Source organism: Quadrisphaera sp. DVD1, assembly GCF_058932755.1.
The window spans coordinates 13,107-33,631 of the sequence record NZ_JBZYWI010000016.1 but is presented as its reverse complement, the minus strand read 5'-3'; the positions used below and the strand labels follow the sequence as shown (position 1 = coordinate 33,631).

Annotated in this window: 16 protein-coding genes and 2 tRNA genes; 10 read left to right on the top strand and 8 right to left on the bottom strand. The window is 74.9% G+C overall.

Going from position 1 to position 20,525, the window contains the following annotated elements:
* Together AC5FZL_RS03345 and AC5FZL_RS03340 are read right to left on the bottom strand one after the other, a co-directional pair.
* Window positions 1-1,980 (bottom strand): FAD-binding and (Fe-S)-binding domain-containing protein (locus AC5FZL_RS03345; RefSeq protein WP_493617144.1); only part of this gene is annotated, 1,980 nt, incomplete at its 3' end.
* Window positions 1,967-3,679 carry an IlvD/Edd family dehydratase gene (locus tag AC5FZL_RS03340; protein WP_493617143.1) on the bottom strand — a complete coding sequence of 571 codons (1,713 nt, stop codon included), beginning with the start codon at window positions 3,677-3,679 and terminating at the stop codon, window positions 1,967-1,969. The genes AC5FZL_RS03340 and AC5FZL_RS03345, both read right to left, overlap by 14 nt.
* 95 nt (window positions 3,680-3,774) lie before the next feature.
* On the opposite strand from AC5FZL_RS03340, the gene AC5FZL_RS03335 reads away from it, so the two are divergent.
* The 3 genes from AC5FZL_RS03335 to AC5FZL_RS03325 are packed head-to-tail and all read left to right on the top strand — an operon-like array spanning window position 3,775 to window position 6,417.
* The gene (locus AC5FZL_RS03335) at window positions 3,775-4,635 is read left to right on the top strand and encodes a fumarylacetoacetate hydrolase family protein (protein WP_493617142.1); all 861 of its coding nucleotides are present in this window, start codon (window positions 3,775-3,777) and stop codon (window positions 4,633-4,635) included.
* 11 nt (window positions 4,636-4,646) lie between these two features.
* On the top strand, window positions 4,647-5,660 hold the full coding sequence (locus tag AC5FZL_RS03330; protein ID WP_493617147.1) for a zinc-dependent alcohol dehydrogenase: 1,014 nt from the start codon (window positions 4,647-4,649) through the stop codon (window positions 5,658-5,660).
* A 16-nt stretch (window positions 5,661-5,676) separates the two neighbouring features.
* On the top strand, window positions 5,677-6,417 hold the full coding sequence (locus tag AC5FZL_RS03325) for an SDR family NAD(P)-dependent oxidoreductase (protein ID WP_493617141.1): 741 nt from the start codon (window positions 5,677-5,679) through the stop codon (window positions 6,415-6,417).
* Between the two features lie 361 nt (window positions 6,418-6,778).
* On the opposite strand, the gene AC5FZL_RS03320 is transcribed toward AC5FZL_RS03325, so the two are convergent.
* Window positions 6,779-6,849 (bottom strand) — tRNA-Gly (locus AC5FZL_RS03320).
* A 99-nt stretch (window positions 6,850-6,948) separates the two neighbouring features.
* On the opposite strand from AC5FZL_RS03320, the gene AC5FZL_RS03315 reads away from it, so the two are divergent.
* From AC5FZL_RS03315 to AC5FZL_RS03290, 6 genes are all read left to right on the top strand, one after another.
* Window positions 6,949-7,022, top strand: a tRNA-Pro gene (locus AC5FZL_RS03315).
* 198 nt (window positions 7,023-7,220) lie between these two features.
* Window positions 7,221-8,816, top strand: coding sequence for a trigger factor (tig, locus tag AC5FZL_RS03310; RefSeq protein ID WP_493617140.1), 1,596 nt, complete (start codon window positions 7,221-7,223; stop codon window positions 8,814-8,816).
* Window positions 8,817-9,043: 227 nt separating this feature from the next.
* The gene (locus tag AC5FZL_RS03305) at window positions 9,044-9,622 is read left to right on the top strand and encodes an ATP-dependent Clp protease proteolytic subunit (protein ID WP_493617146.1); all 579 of its coding nucleotides are present in this window, start codon (window positions 9,044-9,046) and stop codon (window positions 9,620-9,622) included.
* Window positions 9,623-9,653: 31 nt separating this feature from the next.
* Window positions 9,654-10,313: an ATP-dependent Clp protease proteolytic subunit gene (locus AC5FZL_RS03300; RefSeq protein ID WP_493617139.1), complete on the top strand. Its 660-nt coding sequence runs from the start codon at window positions 9,654-9,656 to the stop codon at window positions 10,311-10,313.
* A gap of 129 nt (window positions 10,314-10,442) precedes the next feature.
* Window positions 10,443-11,729 carry an ATP-dependent Clp protease ATP-binding subunit ClpX gene (gene clpX, locus AC5FZL_RS03295; protein ID WP_493617138.1) on the top strand — a complete coding sequence of 429 codons (1,287 nt, stop codon included), beginning with the start codon at window positions 10,443-10,445 and terminating at the stop codon, window positions 11,727-11,729.
* A 236-nt stretch (window positions 11,730-11,965) separates the two neighbouring features.
* A complete protein-coding gene (locus AC5FZL_RS03290) occupies window positions 11,966-12,868 on the top strand; it encodes a DUF559 domain-containing protein (protein WP_493617137.1) in 903 nt (300 codons plus the stop codon).
* 61 nt (window positions 12,869-12,929) lie between these two features.
* On the opposite strand, the gene valS is transcribed toward AC5FZL_RS03290, so the two are convergent.
* The gene (valS, locus tag AC5FZL_RS03285; RefSeq protein ID WP_493617136.1) at window positions 12,930-15,554 is read right to left on the bottom strand and encodes a valine--tRNA ligase; all 2,625 of its coding nucleotides are present in this window, start codon (window positions 15,552-15,554) and stop codon (window positions 12,930-12,932) included.
* A 29-nt stretch (window positions 15,555-15,583) separates the two neighbouring features.
* The gene (locus AC5FZL_RS03280) at window positions 15,584-16,402 is read right to left on the bottom strand and encodes a TolB family protein (RefSeq protein ID WP_493617135.1); all 819 of its coding nucleotides are present in this window, start codon (window positions 16,400-16,402) and stop codon (window positions 15,584-15,586) included.
* 71 nt (window positions 16,403-16,473) lie between these two features.
* Here AC5FZL_RS03280 and AC5FZL_RS03275 point away from each other — a divergent pair, with 71 nt between their 5' ends.
* Window positions 16,474-17,250: an SDR family NAD(P)-dependent oxidoreductase gene (locus AC5FZL_RS03275; RefSeq protein WP_493617134.1), complete on the top strand. Its 777-nt coding sequence runs from the start codon at window positions 16,474-16,476 to the stop codon at window positions 17,248-17,250.
* Window positions 17,251-17,266: 16 nt separating this feature from the next.
* Here the strand turns inward: AC5FZL_RS03275 and ilvA are convergent, their stop codons facing one another.
* The 3 genes from ilvA to AC5FZL_RS03260 all read right to left on the bottom strand — a co-directional run bounded on the left by ilvA (window position 17,267) and on the right by AC5FZL_RS03260 (window position 20,522).
* A complete protein-coding gene (gene ilvA, locus AC5FZL_RS03270) occupies window positions 17,267-18,538 on the bottom strand; it encodes a threonine ammonia-lyase IlvA (protein ID WP_493617133.1) in 1,272 nt (423 codons plus the stop codon).
* A gap of 77 nt (window positions 18,539-18,615) precedes the next feature.
* Window positions 18,616-19,353 carry a DivIVA domain-containing protein gene (locus tag AC5FZL_RS03265; RefSeq protein WP_493617132.1) on the bottom strand — a complete coding sequence of 246 codons (738 nt, stop codon included), beginning with the start codon at window positions 19,351-19,353 and terminating at the stop codon, window positions 18,616-18,618.
* Window positions 19,350-20,522, bottom strand: coding sequence for a globin domain-containing protein (locus AC5FZL_RS03260; protein ID WP_493617131.1), 1,173 nt, complete (start codon window positions 20,520-20,522; stop codon window positions 19,350-19,352). The genes AC5FZL_RS03265 and AC5FZL_RS03260 overlap by 4 nt, the downstream gene beginning before the upstream one ends.
* Window positions 20,523-20,525 lie beyond the last annotated feature (3 nt).

Genomic DNA, 20,525 nt, shown 5'->3' with positions numbered 1-20,525 from the left:
GGTGAGCGCGGTGCCGGCGGCCCGGGTGGCGGCGTCCCAGTGCCCGGCGGCCGTCGTCCAGACCCGCTGCTCCACCCGGCCCCGCTGCTCGGCGCGCAGCCGGCGGGTCAGGTCGCCGGTGTCGATGAGCACCGGGCAGGCGGTCTGGCACAGGCCGTCGGCCGCGCAGGTGTCGACGACGTCGTACTGGTGCTCGTCCTCGAGCCGGGCGAGCAGAGCGGCGTCCCCGGCCTCGCGGGCGCGGGCCATCTCGCGGCGCAGGACGATCCGCCGGCGGGGCGTGGTGGTGAGGTCCTTGCTCGGGCAGACCGGTTCGCAGTAGCCGCACTCGACGCAGCGGTCGACCTCGGCCTCGACGGTCGGGGTGGGCTTCAGGTGCTCCAGGTGCGCGGTGGGGCCCTCCTCCAGCAGGACGCCGGGGTTGAGCAGGCCGTGCGGGTCGAGCAGGCGCTTGACGTCCTGCATGACCTCGTACAGCACGTCGCCGTACTGCCGGCGCACGAACGGCGCCATGATCCGGCCGGTGCCGTGCTCGGCCTTCAGCGTGCCGCCCTGGCCGAGGACCAGGTCCACCATGTCGTCGGTGAAGTCCAGGTAGCGCTGCACGCGGCCGGGCGAGCCGAAGTCCTCGGTGAGCATGAAGTGGACGTTGCCGTCCTTGGCGTGGCCGAAGACGACGCTGCCGGCGTAGCCGTGGCGCTCGAACAGCGCGGTGAGCTGCGAGCACGTGGGCAGCAGCGCCTCGACGGGGACCGCGACGTCCTCCAGCAGCGCCGTGGTGCCCGAGGGCCGGGCGCCCGCGACCGCCGCGTACAGGCCCTTGCGGATGTGCCACAGGGCCGCCCGCGCGGCGGCGTCCGTGCTCAGCGCCGCCGGGGCGGCCAGCGGCAGGGCGCCGAAGAGCGCAGGGGTCCGCGCCACGAGGTCGTCGAGCGCCTCGGTCGTGGGCTGCTGGTGCTCCACGAGCAGGGCCGCGTGGTCGTGGACCGCCAGGGCGCGCAGGTCCGCGGTGGCCCTCGCGTCGCGCTGGGCGACCCGCAGGCTCGTCGCGTCCAGCAGCTCGATGGTGGCGAAGCCCGCGTCGACCAGGGCCGGCAGGGAGGCGGTGGCGGCCGCGAGGTCGGGGAGGAGCAGCAGCCCCGTGGCGGCGTGGGGGTGCGCGGGGACGGTGCGGAACGTCGCCTCCGCCACGAAGGCCAGGGTGCCCTCGCTGCCGACGACGAGGTGGGCCAGGACGTCGACCGGGCGGGTGTGGTCGAGGAAGGAGTTGACCCCGTAGCCCATCGTGTTCTTGAGGGCGAACAGCCGCCGGACCGTGGCCACCGAGGCGGGGTCGCCGCGGACCCGATCGCGCAGCCGGCCGAGGCCGGCGTGGACCTCCGGCTCGAGCGCTCGCAGGCGGTCGTCGGCGTCCGGCGCCCCCGTGTCGAGGACCGTGCCGCTGGGCAGGACGAGCACGGCCGACTCCAGCGTGCGGTAGGTGTTGAGCTCGGTGCCGCAGGCCATGCCGCTGGAGTTGTTGGCCACGACGCCGCCGATGGTGCAGGCCGCCTCGCTGGCCGGGTCGGGGCCGAGCTTGCGGCCGTACCGCGCGAGCCGGGTGTTGACGGCGCGCACGGTCGCTCCCGGCTGCACCCGCACGCGGGCGCCGTCGTCGAGCACCTCGACGTCCCGGAGGTGGCGCCGCCCGTCGACGAGCACCCCGTCGCCGGTGGCCTGCCCCGACAGGCTCGTGCCCCCCGACCGGAAGGTCAGGGGCACGCCCTGCGCGGCGCTGGCCCGCAGCAGGGCGGCCACCTGGCCGGCGTCCTGCGGCGCGACCACCGCCCGGGGGACCAGCAGGTAGTGCGAGGCGTCGTGGGCGAAGCCGAGCCGGTCCGAGGCCCGTGCGGCGACCCCGCCCGGGGCCGCCCCCTCCAGCGCCGCGAGGAGCGCGGCGTCGGGGGAGAGCAGGTCGGCGCCGTCCTCAGTGGGACTCACGGCTGACCTCCGAGCCGCTGGAGCCGACGAGGAAGTCGAGGTCGGCTCCGGTGTCGGCCTGCATCACGTGGTCGACGTAGAGCCGCTCCCACCCCCGCCGCGGGGCGGCGAAGGCGGAGGTCGTGGCCTCGGTCGGCGCGCGCCGGGCCAGCTCGTCGTCGGGCACCTCGACGTCGATGCGGCGCGCCTCGACGTCGAGGACGATCCAGTCGCCGGTGCGCACGAGGGCGAGCGGCCCCCCGGCGGCGGCCTCGGGGGTGACGTGCAGGACGACGGTGCCGTAGGCGGTGCCGCTCATCCGCCCGTCGCAGACGCGCACCACGTCGCGCACGCCGGCCTCGAGCAGCTTCTTGGGCAGCGGCATGTTCGACACCTCGGGCATCCCCGGGTAGCCCCGCGGCCCGCACCCGCGCAGCACCATCACCGAGTCGGCGTCGACGTCGAGGTCCGGGTCGTCGACGCGCGCGGCGAAGTCCTCGACGGAGTCGAAGACCACGGCCCGGCCGCGGTGCCTCAGCAGGTGCGGGGAGGCGGCGGCGGGCTTGATCAGCGCCCCTCCGGGAGCGAGGTTGCCGCGCAGCACGGCGATCCCGCCCTCGGCGACCAGCGGCGCCGAGCGGGGGCGGATGACCTCGGCGTCCCACACCGGCGCGTCGTCCAGGTGGTCGGTCAGCGGCCGGCCGGTCACGGTGAGCGCGGTCGGGTCGAGGAGGTCGCGGACCTCGCGCAGCACGGCGAGCAGGCCGCCGGCGCGGTGCAGGTCGTCCATGAGGAAGCGGCCGGCCGGCTGCAGGTCGACGAGCACCGGCACCCGGGAGCCGATCCGGTCGAAGTCGTCGAGCGTCAGGTCGATGCCGAGGCGCCCGGCGATGGCGAGGAGGTGGACGACCGCGTTGGTCGACCCGCCGACGGCGGCCAGCGCCACGATGGCGTTGGTGAAGGAGCCGCGGGTCAGGAGCGTGCTCGGACGCCGGTCGGCGGCCACCAGCTCCACGGCCAGCCGGCCGGTGGCGTGAGCGGCCTCGAGCAGGCGGCTGTCCGGGGCCGGCGTCCCCGCGGTGCCCGGCAGCACCGTGCCGAGGGCCTCGGCGAGCAGGCCCATCGTCGAGGCGGTGCCCATCGTGTTGCAGTGGCCCTTGCTGCGGATGGTCGCCGACTCCGACCGGAGGAAGTCGGCCTGGGACAGCGTGCCGGCCCGCACCTCCTCGCTCAGGCGCCACACGTCGGTGCCGCAGCCCAGCGGCACGCCCCGGAAGGTGCCCGTGAGCATCGGGCCGCCGGGGACCACGACGGCCGGCAGGTCGACCGAGGACGCGGCCATGAGCAGCGAGGGGATCGTCTTGTCGCACCCGCCCAGCAGCACCACGCCGTCGATCGGGTTGGCCCGGAGCATCTCCTCGGTGGCCATCGCGGCCATGTTGCGCCAGAGCATGGCCGTCGGGCGCACCTGCGTCTCGCCCAGGGACACCACCGGCAGCTCCAGCGGGATGCCGCCGGCCTCGTAGACGCCGTTCCTCACCGAGGCGGCGACCTCGGTGAGGTGGGCGTTGCACGGGGTCAGGTCCGAGGCGGTGTTCGCGATGGCGATCTGCGGGCGCCCCTCGAAGGCCGACCCGGGCACCCCGCGGCGCATCCACGCCCGGTGGATGTAGGCGTTGCGGTCCTCACCGGCGTACCACTGGGCGCTGCGCAGCTCCACGAGCAGCACCCTTCCAGGCGCCGGCGCAGTGGTCTACGTTCGCGGTCCCGCCTCGATCCCGCGGCCCGCGCGCCGCCGACCCCTGGAGCCGCACCGTGCACCTCATGCGCATCGGCGCGCCGGGCGCCGAGAGGCCCGTCGCCCGCGTCGACGACGAGACCTGCGTCGACCTCTCCGACGTGGTCCACGACTTCGACGAGGCGTTCTTCGGCGGGGGCGGCGTCGAGCGCATCCGCCCGGTCGTCGCCGAGCGCGCCGCCGCGGGGCGGGTCTCGCGCTGGGCGGGCGAGCGGGTCGGCGCCCCGATCGCGCGCCCGCACCAGATCCTCTGCATCGGCCTGAACTACCGCGACCACGCCGCGGAGACGGGGCAGGCGGTGCCCGAGGAGCCGATCCTCTTCACCAAGTCGCCCAACACCCTGGTCGGCCCCCACGACGACGTGCGCGTCCCGCGCGGGTCGACCGAGCTCGACTGGGAGGTCGAGCTGGGCCTCGTCATCGGCAGGCGCACCAGCTACCTGGACTCGGTCGAGGACGCCCGGGAGGCCATCGCCGGCTTCCTCGTCGTCAACGACGTCAGCGAGCGCTCCTTCCAGATGGAGCGCGGCGGCCAGTGGACCAAGGGCAAGTCGGCCGAGACGTTCAACCCCGCCGGCCCCTGGCTGGTCACGCCAGACGAGGTCGAGGACGTGCTGGCGCTCGACCTGTGGCTGGACGTCAACGGCGTGCGCCGCCAGACCGGCAGCACCGCGACGATGATCTTCGACCCGTACGTGGTCGTCCACCACCTGAGCCAGTTCATGGTCCTCGAGCCCGGGGACCTCATCAACACGGGCACCCCGCCCGGGGTGGGCATGGGCATGACGCCTCCGGTCTGGCTGCGGCCCGGCGACGTGGTCGAGCTCGGCATCGAGGGCCTCGGCAGCCAGCGGCAGCAGGTCGTGGCCCCGCGGTGAGCACCGCCACCATGCGGGCGTTCGTGCTCACCGGGCCGGGGGAGTGCTCGGTCCAGGACGTGCCCGCGCCCGTGGCGGCCCCCGGGGAGGCCGTCGTCGACGTCGAGCGCGTCGGGGTGTGCGGCACCGACGTCGAGCTCTTCACCGGGGAGATGGCCTACCTGCACCAGGGGCACTCCGCCTACCCGATGCGGATCGGCCACGAGTGGGCCGGCACGGTCTCGGCGGTCGGCCGCGGCGTCGACCCCGCGTGGGTCGGCCGGCGCGTCATGGGGGACACGATGCTCGGCGACGGGGTCTGCCGCCGCTGCCGGCGGGGGAACCAGCACGTCTGCGAGCAGCGGCAGGAGCTCGGGGTCCGCGGCGACCGCCCGGGGGCCCTGGCCGAGCAGGTGGCGGTCCCGGCCACCTCCCTGCACGCGCTCCCGCCCTCCGTCGACGCCGCTCTCGGCGCGCTCGTCGAGCCCGGCGGCAACTCGCTGCGCGCGGTGCGGGCGGCGGACCTGCGGCCCGACGACCGCGTGCTGGTGCTCGGTCCGGGCAGCATCGGGCTGCTCGCCGCGATGTTCGCCGCGGCGTCCGGCGCCGAGGTGCACCTCATGGGGCCCGACGAGGGGTCGCTCGCGCTGCCCCGCAGCCTCGGCTTCGAGCACGTGTGGCCGGAGGACCGGCTCCCGGACCTGCCCTTCGACGCCGTGGTCGACGCCTCGAACGCCGCCCACCTGCCCGCTCGCGCGCTGGAGCTCGTCGAGCCGGCGGGGCGCGTGGTCTACATCGGCCTGGCGGGCAGGCCCAGCCTCGTCGACACCCGTGAGCTCGCGCTCAAGGACGTCACGGCGGTCGGCGTCCTGTCGGCCTCCCCGGCCCTCGACGCGACGATCGAGGCCTACGCCAGCGGTGCCGTGGACCCGCGGCCGCTCGTCGCGGCCACCGTCGGCCTCGACGAGGTCGGCGCCGTCCTCGCCGGGGAGCGCCCGCGCGGCGCCGGTCCCGGGCCCAAGATCCACGTCGACCCGCGGACCTGAGCAGAGGGGCGCCACCATGACCGACTTCGAGGGGCTCGTCGCCGTCGTCACCGGTGGCGCCAGCGGGATCGGGGCGGCCACCGCGCGCCTGCTCCGGGCGCGCGGCGCCCGGGTCGCCGTCCTCGACCGCGACCCCTCCGGGGCGCCCGAGGGGACGCTGGCGGTGGCGTGCGACGTCACCGACGCGGCCGGCGTCGACGCGGCCGTGGCAGCGGTGGTCGACGGGCTCGGCGGCCTCGACGTGCTCGTCAACAACGCCGGCATCGGCGCGGTCGGCGACGTCGGGCAGAACGAGGACGCCGAGTGGGCGCGCGTGCTCGACGTCAACGTCACCGGCACCGCCCGGGTCAGCCGGGCGGCGCTGCCCCACCTGCGCCGCTCGCAGCACGCCGCCGTGGTGAACACCTGCTCGGCCGTGGCGTTCGTCGGCGTGCGCCAGCGGGCCCTGTACAGCGCCAGCAAGGGCGCGGTGCTGGCGCTCACCCTGGCCATGGCGGCCGACCACGCGGCCGAGGGGATCAGGGTCAACGCCGTGGCGCCCGGCACCACCGACACCCCCTGGGTCGCCCGGCTGCTCGGCGCCGCGGAGGACCCCGAGGCCGCGGCCGAGGCGCTGAGGAAGCGCCAGCCGCTGGGTCGCCTGGTCTCCGCGGACGAGGTCGCCTCGGCCATCGCGACCCTCGCCTCGCCGGCGGCCGCCTCCACCACCGGCACCGTGCTGAGGGTCGACGGGGGGATGACCTCCCTGCGGCTCTGAGCGCGCTCGCAGCGACCGGCCACCAGCTTCGCGGTGTCCCACTCCGCGGGCGGGTCCTTCGGCGGGGGGCTCGCGTCGCCCTCCACCGGCGCTGCCGCGGCCCGGCGCAGGGGCCAGATCAGGACCAGCACTCGCCGTCACCCCTGTCGGCCGGTGCGGTGGGCCGCGGGTCGGCGCGGTGCCTCGACGGTGAGGGACCGGCGCTCGCCGTGACCCGCGGTCCCGCCACTGGAAGCCACGCCAGGCTGGCACCGGGGGGTGCCCGGGTCAACGGCCAGCGGCGCGGCGGCCACGACACGGCCCGCCGGGCGCCGAGGGCGTCGGGGGAGGGGGAGCCGCCGTCCTCGAGGACGGTGCAGGGAGCGGGTGACGAGAATCGAACTCGCGTAGCCAGTTTGGAAGACTGGGGCTCTACCATTGAGCTACACCCGCATCGGGGCCCTGCGGCCCCGCGGGGCTCACGGTACCAAGGGCCGCAGGGCGCGCTGAGCGACTAGCCTCCGACGGGGCCGCAGCACGACCAGCGGCCCGCGGGGTGTGGCGCAGCTTGGTAGCGCGTCCGCTTTGGGAGCGGAAGGCCCCCGGTTCGAATCCGGGTACCCCGACAGCACGGAACCGCTGTGCGCCCGCCCGCCGGGCGGTGCGCCCCGGCGTGGCGCCCTGGCGCGCCGTCCACCGGACGGCCCCGCGCAGCGGCGGCGATAGCATCGACCGCAGGAACGGCGCCCCGTCGCGCCGCGTGCCGCGCGTGAGCGAGGCGCCCTGCCCCGCCCCGACCCGAGACCCACCTGGAGAACCCTGCTGTGAAGAGCGACGTCGAGACCCTCAACCCGACGCGGGTGAAGCTCACCGTGCAGGTGCCCTTCGCCGAGCTGAAGCCGAGCCTGGACGCCGCCTACCGCACCATCGGCGGGCAGGTGCAGGTGCCGGGCTTCCGCAAGGGCAAGGTGCCGCCGCGCGTCATCGACCAGCGCTTCGGGCGCGGCATGGTGCTGCAGGAGGCGATCAACGAGGCCCTGCCGGGCTTCTACCAGCAGGCCGTCCAGGAGACCTCGCTGCGCCCGGTGGGCCAGCCGCAGGTCGACGTCACCGACGTCCCCGACGAGGGCCCCGAGGGCGGTGAGCTCGTCTTCACCGCCGAGGTCGACGTCCGCCCGGAGATCGAGCTGCCGGACTTCTCGGCCATCTCCATCGAGGTGGACGACGCCGTGGTGTCCGACGCCGACGTCGACGCCGAGCTCGAGCAGCTGCGCGTGCGCTTCGGCACCCTGGTCGGCGTCGAGCGCGCCGTGACCACCGGCGACTTCGTCTCCCTCGACCTCCGCGCCGCGATCGGCGACGAGGAGATCGACACCGCCACCGGCGTCTCCTACGAGGTCGGCCTCGGCACCATGCTCCCGGGCCTGGACGAGGCGCTCGAGGGCGCGACCGCCGGCGAGACCCGCACGTTCACCGCGCCGCTGGCCGGCGGCGACCACGCCGGCGAGGACGCCGAGGTCACCGTGACCGTGCAGTCGGTCAAGGTCCGCGAGCTGCCCGAGGCCGACGACGAGTTCGCCCAGCTGGCCAGCGAGTTCGACACCCTCGACGAGCTCAAGGCCGACCTGCGCGAGAAGGCCGCCGGGAACAAGGAGTTCGAGCAGGGCGTGCAGGCGCGCGACAAGCTCCTCGAGGTGCTGCTCGAGACCGTCGAGGTCCCGGTGCCCGAGGGCGTCGTGGCCGAGGAGGTCCACCGCCACCTGGAGAACGAGTCCCGGCTGGAGGACGACACCCACCGCGCCGAGGTCGACGAGGAGACCCGCAAGGCGCTGCGCACGCAGTTCCTGCTCGACGCCGTGGCCGAGGCCGAGCAGGTCACCGTCGCCCAGCCCGAGCTGATCGAGTACATCGTCGCCCAGGCCCCCCGCTACGGCATGGACCCGCAGGCCTTCGCCCAGGCGATGGACCAGGCCGGCCAGGTGCCGGCCCTGGTCGCCGAGGTCGCGCGCCGCAAGGCCCTCGCCGCGGTGCTCGAGAAGGTCACCGTGACCGACGCCTCGGGCAACGTCGTCGACCTCGGTGAGGTCGAGGAGGACGCCGTCGTCGACGCCGCCGAGGCCGCGGAGGCCGACGCCGCCGCGGAGGTCCCCTCGGACGCCGTGCCGGCGGACGCCGCTGCCGCCGAGGACGCGGTGGCCGAGGTCGTGGCCGACGCCCCCGTCGAGGAGGCCGCGCCCGAGGTCGCGACGGCGCCGAAGACCACCCGCGCCCGCAAGCCGAAGGCCGCCGCGGCGGACGACGCCGACGCCGCTCCGGCCGACGGCGAGGAGGCTCCGGCCAAGCCGAAGACCACCCGCGCCCGCAAGCCCAAGGCCGCCGCCGCTGACGAGGCTCCCGCCGAGGCCCCCACCGAGGCCTGAGCCGTCCGCTGACGGCGCGGGCGAGAGCCTGCGCCGTCAGCGAACAGCGGTCGCGCCCGGGATGGTCGGCCCCCTCCCCGACGCTAGGGTCGGTGAGGCCGGCGTCCCACCGAGGACTCCGGCGCAGGAAGGCCGGAGCACCGGCCCGGATGGATGGAGCAACGACCGTGAGCGATCACCGGCCGGACGCCAGCGCCCCCGCGGCGCGCACGGGCAGCGGGTCCCCGATGGGGCTCGACGAGCACATCTACCAGCGCCTCCTGCGGGAGCGCATCATCTGGCTGGGCTCGGAGGTCCGCGACGAGAACGCCAACGCCATCTGCGCGCAGATGATGCTGCTGGCCGCGGAGGACCCCGAGAAGGACATCTGGCTCTACATCAACTCGCCCGGCGGCTCCGTGACCGCGGGCATGGCGATCTACGACACGATGCAGTACGTGCAGCCGGACGTCGCCACCGTCGGCATGGGCCTCGCGGCCTCGATGGGCCAGTTCCTCCTGGCCTCGGGCGCGAAGGGCAAGCGCTACGCCACCCCGCACGCGCGGATCATGATGCATCAGCCCTCCGGCGGCATCGGCGGCACGGCCAGCGACATCGCGATCCAGGCCGAGCTCATCCTCAGCATGAAGCGCACGCTGACCCAGCTGACGGCTGAGCAGACCGGCCAGACGGTCGAGCAGATCAACAAGGACAACGACCGCGACCGCTGGTTCACCGCGGCCGAGGCCCTGGAGTACGGCTTCATCGACCACGTGGTCACCAGCGCCCGGGACGTCGCCGACGGCGGCGGCACCGACGTCGCCTGACCGGTCGCCCACCACTTCACGAGGAGACCTCATGAGCGACCTGATCCGCCCGGTCGGTGCGACCGTGGCCACGCCGTCCAGCCGCTACATCCTCCCGCAGTTCGAGGAGCGCACCCCCTACGGGTTCAAGCGGCAGGACCCCTACACGCGCCTGTTCGAGGACCGCGTCATCTTCCTGGGCGTCCAGGTCGACGACGCCTCGGCGGACGACGTCATGGCCCAGCTGCTCGTGCTCGAGGCCCAGGACCCCGACCGCGACATCACGCTGTACATCAACTCGCCCGGCGGCTCCATCACGGCGCTGACGGCGATCTACGACACCATGCAGTACATCCGCCCCGACATCATGACCGTCTGCCTCGGGCAGGCGGCGTCGGCGGCGGCGGTGCTGCTGGCCGCGGGGGCACCGGGCAAGCGCCTGGCGCTGCCCAACGCCCGCGTGCTCATCCACCAGCCGGCCGCCTCGGGCGACTTCGGCCAGGCCTCGGACATCGAGATCCAGGCCGCCGAGGTGCTGCGGATGCGCTCCTGGCTGGAGTCGACGCTGGCGCACCACACCGGTCGCACCGAGGAGCAGGTCCGCCTCGACATCGAGCGCGACAAGATCCTCACCGCCGCCCAGGCCAAGGACTACGGCCTGGTCGACCAGGTGCTCGAGAGCCGCAAGGCCAGCGCGCTGACCGCGAGCTGACACCGCTCGACGGAGAGGAGGCGGGAAAGATCCCGCCTCCTCTCCGGACCCGCTGACAGTTCCCTGTCAGTGGTGTTCCATGGGGACCAGGTGCCGCGCCGGCGGGACCGACGAGGAAGGACTGCTCGCGTGGCACGCATCGGGGACGGCGCGGACCTGCTCAAGTGCTCCTTCTGCGGGAAGAGCCAGAAGCAGGTGAAGAAGCTCATCGCCGGCCCAGGCGTGTACATCTGCGACGAGTGCATCGACCTGTGCAACGAGATCATCGAGGAGGAGCTGGCCGAGGCCAGCGAGCTGGGCCTGGTGGAGCTGCCCAAGCCCCGCGAGATCTTCGAGTTCCTCGAGACGTACATCGTCGGCCAGGAGGCGGCCAAGCGGGCGCTGTCGGTCGCGGTCTACAACCACTACAAGCGGATCCAGGCCTCCGACCCGGCGAAGAAGGTCGAAGACCCGATCGACATCGCCAAGTCGAACATCCTGCTCATCGGCCCGACCGGCTGCGGCAAGACCTACCTCGCGCAGACCCTGGCCAAGATGCTCAACGTCCCGTTCGCCATCGCCGACGCGACGGCGCTGACCGAGGCCGGCTACGTCGGCGAGGACGTCGAGAACATCCTCCTCAAGCTCATCCAGGCCGCTGACTACGACGTCAAGAAGGCCGAGACGGGCATCATCTACATCGACGAGGTCGACAAGATCGCCCGCAAGTCCGAGAACCCCTCGATCACGCGGGACGTCTCGGGCGAGGGCGTGCAGCAGGCGCTGCTGAAGATCCTCGAGGGCACGACCGCGAGCGTGCCGCCGCAGGGCGGGCGCAAGCACCCCCACCAGGAGTTCATCCAGATCGACACGACGAACGTGCTGTTCATCGTGGGCGGGGCCTTCGCCGGGCTCGACGAGATGATCTCCGGCCGCATGGGCAAGAAGGGCATCGGCTTCGGGGCGGCGCTCAACAGCCGCTCGGACCTGCCCGACATGTTCGGCAAGGTCATGCCCGAGGACCTGCTGAAGTTCGGGCTCATCCCCGAGTTCATCGGCCGCCTCCCGGTCATCACCACGGTCGAGAACCTCGACGCCGAGGCCCTGGTGCGGATCCTCACCGAGCCGCGCAACGCCCTGGCCAAGCAGTACCAGCGGATGTTCGAGATCGACGGCGTCGAGCTCGAGTTCTCCGACGACGCCCTCCAGGCGATCGCCGAGCAGGCCATCCTGCGGGGCACCGGCGCCCGCGGCCTGCGCGCGATCATGGAGGAGGTGCTCGGGCCGGTGATGTTCGACCTCCCCAGCCGGGACGACGTCGCCCGCGTGGTCGTCTCCCGCGACGTGGTGCTCAAGAACGTCAACCCGACGCTGGTGCCCAAGGACAAGGCCGAGACCACGCGCGCCAAGCGCGAGCGCCGCGACAAGTCCGCCTGACCCGCTCCGCAGACGTCCCCGCTCGCCCCCGGCGACCGGGGACGTCCTGCTGTCCGGATCGGGCCGGATCACGAGGCTGAGCGTCCCCGGTCGAAGACCGCGCCTTCCCGCCCACAGCCCTCTTCGGCGTCGCGCCGTCCACAGCCGCCGCCTCAGGAGCTGACGCACGGCGCCGTCGCGGCGAGCGTCAGCACGTGCGATCGCGCGCGGCCGAGGAGCTCAGGCGTCGCGGCGGCGTGGCTGACCGCTCCGAGCTGACGGCGGCGACGAGCGCGCAGGCCGTGGACTGGGCGGCGCGCAGCGGCCGGCTCGAACGGGTGCTGCCGCGCACCTACGTCGACCCCGCTGCTGCGGACGCGTGGCTGGTCCGCTGCTGCGCCGCCACCACCTACGCCGGTCCCGACGCCGTGGTGAGCCACCTCAGCGCGCTGCGCCTGTGGGACCTGCCAGCGCCGGAGCGGCAGGTCGTGGACGTCACCGTCGGCCACGCCCGCCGGCCGCGGACGGCGGGCGGCACGGCCGTCGCGGTGCAGGTGCACCGCACCCGCCACCCGGGAGCCGCTCGGGTGCGGTCCGGGGTGCCCGTGGTCACCCTCGAGCGGGCGGTCGTGGAGGCGTGGCCGCTGCTGCGCCACGACGCCCAGAGGGCGCCGGCGGTCGTGGCGGTGCGCCGACGGCTCACGACCCCCGCTCGGCTGAGGGGTGAGCTGGCTGCCCACCCACGGCTGGCCGGACGCCGGGAGCTGACCGCCCTGCTGTCGCTGCTGGAGCTCGGGTGCCACAGCGAGCTGGAGCTGTGGGGCCACCAGGAGGTGTTCACGGGGCCGCGGTTCGCTGCCTGGGAGCGCCAGGTGCCGCTGAGGACGGCCCGCGGGAGCGTGCACCTCGACCTGTTCGACCGTTCCGCGCAGCTGGCCGTCGAGCTGGACGGCCGGGCCTACCACGACAGCCCGCGCGACCGGGAGCGCGACCTGGCTCGCGATGCGCTGGTGGCCGAGGCCGGGATCCTCACCGTCCGGTTCCCGCACCGCCGCCTCGTGCAGGACCCAGCGGGCTGCCGCGAGCAGGCGTGGCGCGTGCGCGAGGTGCGCCGTCTGCAGCTCAGCCCGCGAGCGACCGGGGACGCGGAGCAGCGCTGATCGGGCTCGATCGCACTGCTGCGCGTCCCCGGTCGGGAGCGCCGCGGGGGCGCCGCGAGGGTCAGGCGGGAGCGGGCGCCAGGGTGACGTCGCGGACGGCGATCTCCTCGCCGGAACCCTCGGTCAGCTGGAGGTCCTCGATGTGGCCCGCGGCGCGCAGGTCGCCGGCGGCGGCCTCCAGGTGGGCGACGACCGCGGGGGGCGCGCTGATCACCAGGCGCTCGACCGGCGTCCGCATGGAGACCTTGGCCTCCGACTTGGCCTTGCGCACTCCGGCCAGCGCCTCGGCGACCGAGGCCACTTCCACCGGCTGCGTGCCGGCGGCGGCCGCCCGCAGGGGCTCGGCGCTCGGCCACGCGCTGCGGTGCACCGACCCGGAGCGCCACCACGACCAGACCTCCTCCGTCGCGAAGGGCAGGAAGGGGGCCAGCAGGCGCAGCTGGACGTCGAGCGCCAGGGCCAGGGCGGCCTGCGCGGAGGCTGCCCCCGCCTCGCCCAGCCCGCCGTAGGCGCGGTCCTTGACGAGCTCGACGTAGTCGTCGCAGAAGGTCCAGAAGAACCGCTCGGCGGCTTCCAGGGCGCGCGTGTAGTCGTAGGACTCGAAGGCCGCGGTGGCCTCCTCCACCGTCGCGGCCAGCGCGGCGAGCATGCTCCGGTCGAGGGCCACCGCGACGGCCTCGGGGCCGGGCACGTCCTCGGCCGAGGCGCCCTGGGGGAGCGTGCCGAGCACGAACTTGCTGGCGTTCAGCACCTTGATCGCCAGGCGCCGGCCGACCTTCATCTGCGCCTCGTCGAAGGGCGTGTCCGTGCCCGGGCGGGCCGACGCCGCGCGCCAGCGGACGGCGTCCGCCCCGTACTTCTCGAGGATGTCGGTGGGGACGACGACGTTGCCCTTGGACTTCGACATCTTCTTGCGGTCCGGGTCCACGACGAAGCCGGAGATCGTCGCGGTCCGCCACGGCAGCGTCCCGTGCTCGAGGTGGCTGCGCACGACCGTGGAGAACAGCCAGGTGCGGATGATGTCGTGGGCCTGCGGGCGCACGTCCATCGGGAAGGTGCGCGCGAACAGGTCGGGGTCGCGCTCCCAGCCGGTGACGATCTGCGGGGTCAGGGAGGACGTCGCCCAGGTGTCCATGACGTCGGGGTCGCCGGTGAAGCCGCCCGGGACGCCGCGCTGCGACTCGTCGTAGCCGGGCGCGGGCTCCGACGACGGGTCGACCGGCAGCGACGCCTCGTCGGCGACGATCGCGGCGTCGTAGCGGGGCGCGCCGTCGGCGTCGAGGGGGTACCAGACCGGGAACGGCACGCCGAAGAAGCGCTGCCGGCTGACCAGCCAGTCGCCGTTGAGGCCCTCGACCCAGTCCGCGTAGCGGTGGCTCATGTACTCGGGCACGAAGCGCAGCTCACGGCCGCGGGCGAGCAGCTCCTCGCGGACGCCGGCGTCACGGCCGCCGTTGCGCAGGTACCACTGGCGGCTGGCGACGATCTCGAGCGGCTTGTCGCCCTTCTCGTAGAAGTTCGCCTTGCGGGTCGTCGGCGTCGGGTCGCCGAGCAGCGCCCCGGCCTCGCGCAGCGCGACGACGACCCGCTCGCGGGCGGTGTGGGTCGTCGTCCCGGCCAGCTGCTCGGCGTACAGGGCCTCGCCCGAGCCGCCCTCCAGCCAGGCGGGGACGTCGCGGGACAGGCGCCCGTCGCGCCCGACGACCGAGCGGGTCGGCAGGTCGAGCTCGCGCCACCAGGTGACGTCGGTGAGGTCGCCGAAGGTGCAGCACATGGCGATGCCTGCGCCCTTGTCCGGCTCGGCCAGGGGGTGCGCGAGCACCGGCACCTCGACGCCGAACAGCGGCGAGGTGACCGTCGTGCCGAACAGCGCCTGGTAGCGCTCGTCGTCGGGGTGGGCGACGAGCGCCACGACGGAGGGCAGGAGCTCGGGGCGGGTGGTCTCGATGACGACGGGGTCGCCGCCACCGCGGGCGAACGCGACCCGGTGGTAGTGCCCGGGGTAGTCGCGCGCCTCGAGCTCGGCCTGGGCGACGGCGGTCTGGAAGGTGACGTCCCACAAGCCCGGCGCCTCGGCCTGGTAGGCCTCGCCGCGGGCGAGGTTGCGCAGGAACGCGCGCTGGGCCACGGCGCGGGCGTCGGCGCCGATGGTCGTGTACATGTGCGACCAGTCCACGCTCAGCCCGACGCTGCGCCACAGCGCCTCGAAGACCTTCTCGTCCTCGCCCGTGAGCTGCTCGCAGAGCCGGATGAACGTGGGCCGGCTGACCGCCACCTGCCGCTTGGGGTCCGGCTTCTCCGGCGGCGTGTAGTCGTCACCCTCGTAGGGCAGCGACGGGTCGCAGCGGACGCCGAAGTAGTTCTGCACCCGGCGCTCGGTGGGCAGCCCGTTGTCGTCCCAGCCCATCGGGTAGAAGACCTCGCGCCCGCGCATCCGCTGGAACCGCGCGACGACGTCGGTGTGGGTGTAGCTGAAGACGTGCCCGACGTGCAGCGAGCCGGAGACCGTCGGCGGCGGGGTGTCGATGGAGAACACCTGCTCGCGGGTCGCGGTGCGGTCGAAGGCGTAGGTGCCCTGCTCGCTCCACGCGGCGTCCCACTTCGCCTCCAGCCCGTCGAGGCTGGGGCGGTCGGGCACGCGGGCGCCGGCGCTCGGCGCGGCGGAGGCGGGGTGATCAGCGGACATGGCGCCATCTTCCCAGACTGCCGCCGCGCTCACGGCAGCGTCGCGGTGACCCTCCCGGTGACCAGGTCCTTCGCGTAGAGGTCGCGGACGCCGTTGCCGTCCTCGGGCAGCAGGGCCTGCGCGGTGGCGACCAGGACGGCGTCCGCGGTGAGCACCACGAGCGGGCCGTACTCCGCCGGGGTCGTCGCCCCCGGCGCCCCGGGCGTCACCGATCCCGCGGCGTCGGAGGTGACGAGCACCAGGGCGCCGGTCTGGAGGTCGCGCCGGTAGTGGTCGGTGCGGCCGTTGGTGTCCTGCGGCAGCGCTGCGGCGGCGGTGGAGAAGAAGGCGTAGCGACCCGTGCGGTCCAGCGCCAGCTGGTGCTCCCACGCGTCGCTCTGGCCCGACCCCAGCGCCACGACCGTGCCGGTGTCCGCGTCGACGCGGTGGGCGAGGGGGGCGCTCCCCAGCGCCCCGGGCGTCGTCGTGGTGATCCGGGCGGCCGTGCCGAAGACGGCGTAGCGACCGTCGTCGCTGATCGCCACGTCCCCGGCGTCGCGCGAGACGGCGACCTCCACCGCTGCGCCGGCCGCTGTGCGCCCGACCGAGAGCACGCGCACCTCCCCGGTGAGGAGGTCCTTGCGCAGCAGCGCCAGCGGGCCCGTGGAGGTGCGTGCGGGGAAGAGGGCGTAGCGGCCGTCGGGGGTCACGGCGAGGGCGGGCCCCTGCACGGTGCGGCCCAGGTCCGCGCCCGAGGCGGTCGCCGAGACCCGCACCACGGCCCCGGTGTCGAGGTCCTTGCTGAACAGGTCCGCGGCGCCGTTGCGGTCGGCGGCCACGAGGTCGGCGCGCTCGGAGTAGAACAGCACGCGGCGGCCGTCGGCGGTGATCGCGACGCTCCGTTCGGCGCACCGCCGGTCGGCCGTGGTGGGATGCCGGGATGGACGACGCGGTGGACGGAACGGCGGGCAGCGCCCTGCGGGCAGTGGTCACGGGCGCGAGCTCGGGCATCGGGGCGGCGACGGTGCGGCGCCTGCGCGCCGACGGCTGGTCGGTGCTCGCCGTGGCGCGCCGCGGCGAGCGCCTGGAGGCGCTCGCCGCCGAGACCGGCTGCGAGGTCTGCGTCGCCGACGTGACGCAGCCGGACGACGTCGCGCGCGTGGCCGCCGCAGCGGGGGAGTGCCACGCGCTCGTCAACAACGCCGGCGGCGCGGTGGGAGCGGACCGGGTCGAGGACGGCGACGCGGCCGACTGGCAGGCGATGTTCGACGTCAACGTCCTCGCCACGCTGCGGGTCACGCAGGCGCTGCTGCCGGCGCTGCGGGCCAGCGGCCGCGGCGACGTCCTCGTGATGAGCTCGACCGCGGCGCGCACGCCGTACGAGGGCGGCGGCGGCTACGTGGCCGCCAAGCACGCCGAGTCCGTGATCGCCCAGACGCTGCGCCTGGAGCTCGTCGGACAGCCGGTGCGGGTGATCGAGATCGCCCCCGGGATGGTCGCCACCGAGGAGTTCTCCCTCAAGCGCATGCGCGGCGACAAGGAGAAGGCGGACGCCGTCTACGCCGGGGTGCGCGAGCCGCTGACCGCCGACGACATCGCCGACTGCGTCGCCTGGACGCTCTCGCGCCCGCACCACGTCAACATCGACCTGCTCGTGGTGCGCCCGCGCGCGCAGGCGGCCCAGCACCGGGTGGCCCGCGAGCCCCAGGAGGGGTGAGGGGGCGAGCCGCCGGTCAGAGGAGGAAGCGGAACGCCGGGTCGTCGGGCCGCACGCGCTCGACGGCCAGGCCCGAGCCGGCCAGGCGCTCCAGCAGCCCGGGCAGGTCGGCGGCCGACCCCAGCTCGATCCCGACCAGGGCCGGGCCGGTCTCGCGGGTGGAGCGCTTGACGTACTCGAACAGCGCGATGTCGTCGTCGGGGCCGAGCACCTCGTCGAGGAACCGGCGCAGGGCCCCGGGCTCCTGGGGGAACTCGACGAGGAAGTAGTGCTTGAGCCCCTCGTGCACGAGGGAGCGCTCGAGGATCTCGGCGTACCGGCTCACGTCGTTGTTGCCGCCGGAGAGCACGCAGACCACGGTCGAGCCGGGCTCGGGGCGGACGCCGTCGCCCAGCGCGGCGCTCGCGAGGCCGCCCGCGGGCTCGGCGATGACGCCGTCGGTCTGGTAGAGCGCGAGCAGCTCGGTGCACAGGCGCCCCTCGTCGACGCTGGTGACCTGCGCGCCGCAGGCCGCGACCAGCGCGGTGGTCAGGACGCCGGAGGTCCGCACCGCGGCGCCGTCGACGAAGGAGTCCAGGTGCTCCAGCGGCACCGGGCGCCCGGCGGCCAGGGCGGCGGCCATCGACGCCGCCCCGCGCGGCTCCACCCCGACGAGGCGCCAGCCCGGGCGCCGCTCGCGGGCCCAGGCGGCCGTGCCGGCGAGCAGCCCGCCGCCCCCGACCGGGGCCACGAGCAGGTCGAGCGAGCGGCCCAGGGCCTCGACCTGCGCGGCCACCTCGAGGGCGACGGTGCCCTGCCCGGCGATGGTCCGGGCGTCGTCGAAGGCCGGCACGAGCACCGCGCCGGTCGCCGCCGCCTCGGCCAGGGCCGCGGCCGCCGCGTCGTCGTAGCTGTCGCCGGTGACGACGAGCTCGAGGGCGGAGCCGCCCAGCGCGGTCATCCGGTCGCGCTTCTGCCGCGGCGTCGTGCGCGGCACGAAGATCCGGCCCCGGACGCCGAGCAGGTGGCACGCGAAGGCGACGCCCTGGCCGTGGTTCCCGGCGCTCGCGCACACCACGCCCAGCGCCCGCTCGCGGGCGTCGAGCTGGGCGATGACGTTGTACGCCCCGCGCAGCTTGTACGAGCGCACCGGCTGGAGGTCCTCGCGCTTGAGGTAGACCTCCGCGCCGGTGCGCTCCGACAGGCGGGCGTTGCGCTGCAGCGGCGTGCGCGCGGCGACGCCGTCGAGCCGCACGGCCGCGCGCTCGACGTCGGCGGCGGTGACCGGGGCCGGTGCTGTGCTGCTCACGCCGCGCGACGCTACCGGCCCCGGTCGGCTCCGGGACGCTGCCCGTGGCTCAGGCCGAGCGCGCCGGCGCACACCGCTCAGCGCTCGGGGGCGCCGGCCTCCGGCTCCGCGCCGCCCTGCTCGGCGTCCTGCCCGTCGCGCGCGTCGGCCAGGTCCGGCAGCCAGCGCGCGGCCGGCGCCGGGACGAGCTCGTGCTCGTCGGTGCGCGCGCGCCGGGGGGCGCCGCCCAGCTGGGGCAGCTCGCCGAGCTTGTCGACCTCGGCGGTCAGCGCGTCGAGCACCGAGCGCAGCTGCACCTGCGCCACGCGGGCGTAGGTGCGCACGTACTCCACCTCGGGCACCGGCCGGACGTACCCGGTGGCGGCGCCGGCGTCGGCCTCGGGCACCTCGCGGGCGGTCTCGGCGGCCGCCTCCTGGGCCCGGTGCAGCACGTCGCGGTACTGCTCGCGGGCCGTCATCACGAGGTCGCGGGCGTACTGCTCGGCCTCGGCGACGGCGTCGTCGGCCGCCTGCTGGGCGCGGCTGAGCAGCTCCACCGCCCGCACGCTGATCTCCTGCCGGATCTGCTCGTCGTCCGGCTCGCGCTCGGAGCGCAGGCGGGCGACCTCCTCGCGCAGCTCGGCGACCTCGGTGCGCAGGCGTCCGCGCTCGGACGAGGCGGCCTCGACCTCCATGGCGAGGCGGTCGAGGTAGGCGCGCACCTCCCGCTCGTCGAGGCCGTGGCGCGAGCGGGCGAAGACGGCCGTGCGGATCGCGTGCGCGGACGCGACCTGGGGCGCGGTGGCCGTCGACGGGTCGGTGGACAGGTCGGTCACGGTGCGTCTCCTGCTTCCCGGGGCTCGTCCGCGGTGGGGCCGGACAGGACGGTGGTGAACTGCTCGTAGCGGACGTGGTCGGGGTGCGCCCCGAGCGTGGTGAGCGCCTCGACGGTGGACGCGACCATGGGCTCGGTGCCGCAGACCATCGTGGTGCGTCCCTGCCAGAGCAGGCTGCGCGCGGCGACGGTGCCCACCAGTCCCTGCGTGCCCGGGTAGGAGGGGTCGTCGGAGACGACCTCGGTGTAGTCGAACCAGGCCTCCTCCGCGGCGAGGCGGCGGAAGAGGTCGCCCTCGTAGAGGTTCCACGGCATCCGGGCGCCGTGGAAGAGGTGGACGCGCGGCCCGTCGCCGCTGGTGCGGCGCTCGGCGGCGAGCTGCTCCACGACGGCGCGCATCGGCGCCAGGCCCGTGCCGCCGGCGACGAGCAGCAGGTCGGGGCGCTCGCGCTCGGGCAGGACCAGCTGGTCGCCGATGGCGGCGCCGAGCCGCACCACGTCCCCGGTGCGCAGGGTGCGCACGATGCTCGTGCTCACCTGCCCGCCCGCCACGAGCTGCACGTGCAGCTCGAGCGTGCCGTCGCGGCGGGGGGCGTTGGCGGGGGAGTAGTAGCGCCACAGCCGCGGCCGCGAGGGCACCTCCACGGCCACGGACTGCCCGGGGCGGTAGGGCAGGGGCTCCTCCGGCCGCACCTGCAGCACCGCGACGTCGAGGGTGCGGCGCTCGACCGCGACGACCTCGGCCCTCCACGACGCCGGCGTGGTGGCCTCGGACTCCTCGGCGGCCTCGACCATCACCTTGGCGACGACCCCGTAGGCGGCGGCCCAGTCGGCGGCGACCGCCGGCGTCCAGTCGGGGCCCAGGAAGTGCGCCAGGGTCGCCAGCAGGGAGGCGCCGACCGCGGGGTAGTGGTCGGAGACCGCCTCGAAGCGGCGGTGGTCGCGACCGAGCTGCTGGAGGTAGGGGACCACCTCGTCGAGCTGGTCGACGTTGCTCACCACCTGGCCCAGGGCGCCGACGAGCTTGTCGCGCTGGGAGGCCATGGAGATGGGGAAGAGCGGCCGGGTCTCGGGGTGGGACAGGAACAGGTGCGAGTAGAAGAAGTGCGGGACCTCGTCACCCGAGGCGGCGACCTTCGCCCACGTCTCCTTCAGCGCCTCGACGTCCACGGG

Bases quoted from the DNA above. Each gene is read 5' to 3' on its own strand.
- AC5FZL_RS03300 (WP_493617139.1), top strand. From the start codon at position 9,654: ATGAGCGACCTGATCCGCCCGGTCGGTGCGACCGTGGCCACGCCGTCC.
- valS (WP_493617136.1), bottom strand. From the start codon at position 15,554: ATGTCCGCTGATCACCCCGCCTCCGCCGCGCCGAGCGCCGGCGCCCGC.
- AC5FZL_RS03330 (WP_493617147.1), top strand. From the start codon at position 4,647: ATGCGGGCGTTCGTGCTCACCGGGCCGGGGGAGTGCTCGGTCCAGGAC.
- AC5FZL_RS03305 (WP_493617146.1), top strand. From the start codon at position 9,044: ATGGGGCTCGACGAGCACATCTACCAGCGCCTCCTGCGGGAGCGCATC.
- AC5FZL_RS03275 (WP_493617134.1), top strand. From the start codon at position 16,474: ATGGACGACGCGGTGGACGGAACGGCGGGCAGCGCCCTGCGGGCAGTG.
- AC5FZL_RS03325 (WP_493617141.1), top strand. From the start codon at position 5,677: ATGACCGACTTCGAGGGGCTCGTCGCCGTCGTCACCGGTGGCGCCAGC.